Raw genomic sequence first — 1,383 nt, forward strand, 5'->3', positions numbered from 1 at the left:
GGAGCGGATGACGAGATTCGAACTCGCGACCCTCGCCTTGGCAAGGCGATGCTCTACCACTGAGCCACATCCGCATATGGAGCTGATGATAGGAATTGAACCCACAACCTACTGATTACAAGTCAGTTGCTCTACCAATTGAGCTACATCAGCCCATCAAAAAGTGTTGGCGGGATTAGACTATCCAATCACTATATTGTAATAAGCTCTAAATCTTATAATTACTATATTATTGGCGACCTGGATGAGATTCGAACCCAGTCCCTTGCAGGGTTTCAAATCGTTAGATTTGAAATCTTCGAGACGAACAAAGTGAGTCCGAAGAACTCTCCGCCGTAACGGCGGACTTAGAACGAAGCCACATCTAAGGTTTATTATTATATTGGCGACCTGGATGGGATTCGAACCCACGACCTCCGCCGTGACAGGGCGGCATTCTAACCAGCTGAACTACCAGGCCATAAGGCACGCCTCTCCGGCGCGTAGAGGAGCCCCCACGGAGTGGCGTTAGAATAAACGTCAACTCATACGGTACAATCCCCTAAATAGTCATTATTGTAATAATATTGGTGGAAGTAACAGGGCTCGAACCTGTGACCCCCTGCTTGTAAGGCAGATGCTCTCCCAACTGAGCTATACTTCCATGTGGTGACCCCACCGGGATTCGAACCCGGGATACCACCGTGAAAGGGTGGTGTCTTAACCGCTTGACCATGGGGCCTTGATTTTAAAATCTTTAAAAATTTAATTTCACCTTAAAAATTAATACCATAGGCTATATAAGTCTATGGTCAATCTGGTGACTCCACCGGGATTCGAACCCGGGAAACCAGCGTGAGAGGCTGGTGTCTTAACCGCTTGACCATGGAGCCATATAGCTCCTAGGTCAAATAAGCTAAGAGCTTATAAAAAAATGGTAGCGAAGAAGAGACTTGAACTCTTGACACTCCGGGTATGAACCGAATGCTCTAGCCAACTGAGCTACTTCGCCATATTAAAAAATATTATAATTTTGGTTGCGGGAGCAGGATTTGAACCTACGACCTCCGGGTTATGAGCCCGACGAGCTACCAGACTGCTCTATCCCGCGCTAAAAGCTTTTTTGGCGCTCAGGGTGGGACTCGAACCCACAACCTACCGGTTAACAGCCGGGTGCTCCACCATTGAGCTACCTAAGCATAAAGCTAGATAGAATAATTCTAGGAAAACCTAGAATTTATCATAAATCTTAATTTAATTATTATTTCTAACTTTTTTCAAACCTAATCGTAAAAACGATTAGGCTAGAAATAGTTATTTGGCAACTTCCTACTCTACCACACGGTTGCCCGAGCAGTACCATCGGCGTTATAAGGCTTAACTTCTGTGTTCGGTATGGGAACA

General features: G+C 45.6%; 9 tRNA genes and 1 rRNA gene. All 10 read right to left on the reverse strand.

Annotated elements, in window-relative coordinates:
• Positions 1–2 precede the first annotated feature (2 nt).
• Positions 3–74 (reverse strand) — tRNA-Gly (locus AC1EJ5_RS09940).
• A 3-nt stretch (positions 75–77) separates the two neighbouring features.
• Positions 78–153, reverse strand: a tRNA-Thr gene (locus AC1EJ5_RS09945).
• Between the two features lie 230 nt (positions 154–383).
• Positions 384–460, reverse strand: a tRNA-Asp gene (locus tag AC1EJ5_RS09950).
• A gap of 107 nt (positions 461–567) precedes the next feature.
• Positions 568–643, reverse strand: a tRNA-Val gene (locus AC1EJ5_RS09955).
• Positions 644–646: 3 nt separating this feature from the next.
• Positions 647–721 (reverse strand) — tRNA-Glu (locus tag AC1EJ5_RS09960).
• A gap of 76 nt (positions 722–797) precedes the next feature.
• Positions 798–872: transfer RNA gene (locus tag AC1EJ5_RS09965), tRNA-Glu, on the reverse strand.
• 42 nt (positions 873–914) lie between these two features.
• Positions 915–991, reverse strand: a tRNA-Met gene (locus AC1EJ5_RS09970).
• A 22-nt stretch (positions 992–1,013) separates the two neighbouring features.
• Positions 1,014–1,090 (reverse strand) — tRNA-Met (locus AC1EJ5_RS09975).
• 13 nt (positions 1,091–1,103) lie between these two features.
• Positions 1,104–1,178, reverse strand: a tRNA-Asn gene (locus tag AC1EJ5_RS09980).
• Between the two features lie 117 nt (positions 1,179–1,295).
• Positions 1,296–1,383 (reverse strand): 5S ribosomal RNA (rrf, locus tag AC1EJ5_RS09985); the annotation flags it as partial.

The organism is Anaerococcus sp. C0059F3 (genome assembly GCF_056590475.1).